At 64.0% G+C, this 3,512-nt stretch carries 3 protein-coding genes; all 3 read left to right on the top strand.

Annotated features, from left to right (window positions below; all coding sequences use genetic code 11):
- On the top strand, positions 1–440 hold a 440-nt coding region (locus tag G3N97_RS37505), incomplete at its 5' end, for an FAD-binding protein (protein ID WP_205997799.1).
- A gap of 8 nt (positions 441–448) precedes the next feature.
- A complete protein-coding gene (locus tag G3N97_RS37500; RefSeq protein WP_241031077.1) occupies positions 449–1,132 on the top strand; it encodes a HutD family protein in 684 nt (227 codons plus the stop codon).
- A complete protein-coding gene (locus G3N97_RS37495) occupies positions 1,129–2,808 on the top strand; it encodes an electron transfer flavoprotein-ubiquinone oxidoreductase (RefSeq protein ID WP_205997797.1) in 1,680 nt (559 codons plus the stop codon). The genes G3N97_RS37500 and G3N97_RS37495 overlap by 4 nt, the downstream gene beginning before the upstream one ends.
- Positions 2,809–3,512 lie beyond the last annotated feature (704 nt).

Below are 3,512 nucleotides of genomic sequence, written 5' to 3'. Positions count from 1 at the left end.
CGCCGTTTGCCGGCACGCGCGTCGTCGAGCGCCGCGCCGCCGCGCAGAGCGGCCAGGATCTCGGCAGCGCACGTGTGGTGCTCGCGGGGGGACGCGGTCTCGCGTCGGAGGACAACATGGCACGCCTCGGCCGTCTCGCCGACGATCTGCACGCCGCGCTCGGCGCGTCACGCGCCGCTGTCGATGCCGGCTATGCGCCGAACGCCGCGCAGGTCGGACAGACCGGCCGCAGCGTCGCGCCAGACGTGTACGTCGCGTTCGGCATCTCGGGCGCGATCCAGCATCTGGCCGGCATGAAGGACTCGAAATTCATCGTCGCAGTCAACAAGGACCCGGACGCGCCGATCTTCTCGGTCGCGGACGTGGGCCTGGTCGGCGATCTGTTCGACGTGGTCGGCGCGCTCGAAGCGCGTGCGCAGCAGACGGCGCCGCGCGCATGAACGCCCGGATGCCCTCCTCTTCCGCCGGCGCAAACACGGGCACCAACGCGAGCGCGCCGCGCACCGTCGCTAGCAGCGCGGTGCGGTTCGTCGACTGCACGCGGCTTGCGCCCGAGCCGTGGGCAAACGGCGACGGCACGACGCTGACTGTCGCGCGCGGCGATGGCCAGCAGGCGGACCAGCGCGCGGCCGCGCCGTGGCGCGTCAGCATCGCGACGCTCGACGGCCCGGCGAAGTTCTCGCAATTTCCCGGCTACGACCGCACGCTGCTGCCGATCGACGACGCCGCGTTCGACCTGCATTCGCAGGACGGCCAGTTACCGGTTCACTCCGGCCAGCCAGTGCACTTCTCCGGCGATCTACACGTGTGGGTCAATCCGCACGCGCAGCCGCTCAAGGTGCTCCGGGTGCTCAACGTGATGACGAAGCGCGGCACGTGCCGCGCGCACGTGAGCGTCGTATCGCATTCGCTGCGCGTGACGCCCGCCGCGACGCATCTGCTGTTGAGCCTCGCGGGACAGTGGCATGTGGAAAGCGCCCTGCTGCACGGCGTGACGCTGGCGCCGCTCAATGCGCTATGGCTCGGCGGCCGGCCTGAGGAACTCGCGCTGCGCACCTCCGACCCCGGCGCGCAGCTCGTGTCGATCGCCATCGAAACGCTCGCGAGCAACACCGAAGGGTTTCGCCCATGACAACACAACAGACGACGCTCATCGAGCAATACGGCCCGCGCGAGTCGATGGAGTACGACGTCGTGATCGTCGGCGGCGGCCCGGCTGGCCTGTCGGCGGCGATTCGCCTGAAGCAGCGCGCGGCCGGACAGGGCGTCGAGCTTGGCGTGTGCGTACTGGAAAAAGGCTCGGAGATCGGGGCGCATATCCTCTCGGGCGCGGTGATGGACCCCCGCGCGCTGACCGAACTGATCCCCGACTGGAAGGAGAAAGGCGCGCCGCTGACGGTCGACGTGACCGAAGACCGCTTCCTGTTCCTGTCGGAGACCGGCGCGAAGAGCGTGCCGGCCTGGGCGCTGCCGGACAATTTCAGGAACCACGGCAACTACGTGATTTCGCTCGCCAACGTCACGCGCTGGCTCGGTCAGCAGGCCGAAGCGCTCGGCGTCGAGATTTTTCCGGGCTTCCCGGCCGCCGAGATCCTGTACAACGACGATGGCTCGGTCAGGGGCGTCGCGACCGGCAATCTCGGCATCGGCAAGGACGGCGAGCCGACCGAGAACTTCCAGCTCGGTATGGAACTGCACGCGAGGTACACGCTGTTCTGCGAAGGCGCGCGCGGCCATCTCGGCCGGCAGCTGCAGGATCATTTCCACCTTCGTGAAGGCGCCGATCCGCAGGTCTACGGCATCGGCATCAAGGAGCTATGGGAAATCGATCCGTCGAAGCACAAGCCGGGTCTCGTGATCCACACCGCCGGCTGGCCGCTCGACAAGGACACGTACGGCGGCTCGTTCCTCTATCACATGGACAATAACCATGTGGTCGTCGGCTTCGTCGTCGGGCTGGGATACACGAATCCGTATCTGTCGCCGTTCGAGGAGTTCCAGCGCTACAAGACGCATCCGGAGATCCGCAAGTTTCTCGAGGACGGCAAGCGCGTGTCGTACGGCGCGCGGGCCATCACCGCGGGCGGCCTGATGTCGTTGCCGAAGCTGGCGTTTCCGGGCGGCGCGCTGGTCGGCGACGACGCGGGCTTCCTCAACGCATCGCGCATCAAGGGATCGCACGCGGCGATCAAGACCGGCATGCTCGCCGCCGACGCCGCCTTCGATGCGGTGCAGGCAGGCCGTCAGAACGACGAGCTGACCGCTTATCCCGAAGCGTTCAAAACTTCCTGGCTGCATGGCGAGCTGTATCGCGCGCGCAACTTCAAGCAGTGGATGAGCAAGGGCCTGTACCTTGGCGCGCTGATGGTCGGCATCGAGCAGAAGCTGCTGGGCGGCAACGTGCCGTGGACGCTGCATCATAAACACTGGGATCACGAGATGCTGAAGCCGGCGTCACAGTGCAAGCCGATCGCGTATCCGAAGCCGGACGGCACATTGACATTCGACCGGCTGTCGTCGGTGTTCATCTCGAATACGAACCATGAAGAGAACCAGCCGACGCACCTGACGCTGAAAGACCCGTTCGTGCCGGTGAACGTGAATCTGAAGACGTATGCGGGTCCGGAAAGCCGTTACTGCCCGGCGGCGGTCTACGAATTCGTGAAGAACGACGACAGCAGCGAGCGTCTGCAGATCAACGCGCAAAACTGCGTGCACTGCAAGACCTGCGACATCAAGGACCCGACGCAAAATATCGTGTGGACGACGCCGGAAGGCGGTGGTGGTCCAAATTACACGAGCATGTGAAGCAGTGAAACGGCTCAGTCCGTCTGGCAGGCTCCTGCCGGTGACCGTATAGCGCACACCGAGCCAGTCAAGCCGTTTTGGATCAACCCAGCAGCCTTCTCCCGGAATTCCTGCGGGAAATTCTTCAAGCCCTGTCACAGGCCCGGTGCGCTCAGCGGCATCGTTCTGATTCCCAGTTGACCTTCTCCCTCTCTGTCAGGAAACGCTACGTTTCGTCACGCGCTTCCTGCTCAGACTCCCCGCTTCTGCAAAACCGATCTGCCGCCCATGATCGTGGGACCGTTCCGTGAGCTTCTTTCTACAACGTTCTCGACCTCGTCGGCGATGACTGCTGAGATGAATAAGTCAGCGTTTCCCTAGCCAATTCCCGCTCGAAGTCCTATCAACGGTTTCTCACGAGAAACACATTAATGCATCGCATGGACATCCACGGAAAGCGATCTTGCGCATCCATCTACCGGAGCCGGGAAGTGACCAAAGTCGGAATGATCTGCGTTTAGATCGCACCGGCCCAGCTTGTTCATGTAAGCGGGGCACGCTAATCATGCTGTCGCCGGCAATGCGGGCACTCCAGGACGGTCGCGAATGTTTCCAATTGCTGTCGATCTAACATACCGGATTTACGGGAAATCTGAACCTTTGCGACGCACTGGTTCCAGCACCGTGTCTTTGATATAACCCCAAAAAAGCGTTCAGTGGTCGGT

The organism is Paraburkholderia sp. Ac-20347 (genome assembly GCF_017104805.1).
Taxonomy (GTDB): domain Bacteria; phylum Pseudomonadota; class Gammaproteobacteria; order Burkholderiales; family Burkholderiaceae; genus Paraburkholderia; species Paraburkholderia tropica.
Note: the sequence above shows the minus strand (reverse complement) of the source record. Positions and strands in the feature narration are given on the sequence as shown.